This is a genomic window from Neobacillus kokaensis (assembly GCF_014656545.1).
GTDB classification, from domain to species: domain Bacteria; phylum Bacillota; class Bacilli; order Bacillales; family Cytobacillaceae; genus Neobacillus; species Neobacillus kokaensis.
Map to the genome: position 1 here is coordinate 1 of NZ_BNDS01000069.1, position 491 is coordinate 491.

1 protein-coding gene is annotated in these 491 nt (G+C 29.3%); it reads right to left on the reverse strand.

Translation table 11 applies throughout. The features are described from left to right. Positions 1 to 214: 214 nt before the first annotated feature. Positions 215 to 491: DUF402 domain-containing protein (locus IE222_RS26180; RefSeq protein WP_191277314.1), on the reverse strand; the 277-nt coding region annotated here is incomplete at its 5' end.

Consider the following 491-nt stretch of genomic DNA (forward strand, 5'->3'; position numbering starts at 1 on the left):
AAACTATTCCTGTAAAACTAACCTGCCCGTTAGTTCAATAGGTGTACAGCTTCACAATTATGTAGAATTATTAGTTTTTATACAAATCTTACCTGAGTAATGATTCAAGGTGACTAATAAACATACTGCCGTATCATACATCAATTAATTTCTACATACACTAAAGTTCAAAAAAAGCTCTTTACTTGAATAACTAGTCTTGAAATCAATAAAGCTATTTTAATTGATTGACTAAGATTTCCTTATGTTCAATTGATAAATTTAGCAATTCAAAGCTTCTGTTATGTATTAACTTAATAAGATTGTTTGCTTCATCCCAAGCTAAATTGTAAAGGGACTTATCAATTATTCCCTTTACAACAGCCTCTTCAAGTTCATCATCATCTTTTAGAAATACTTCTCCAGAAGGTAACAAAACAATATCCAAAAATAAATCTTCCATCCAAGGGATATCTCTATCTAATCCATTATCTAGGCAAATATCTATATAC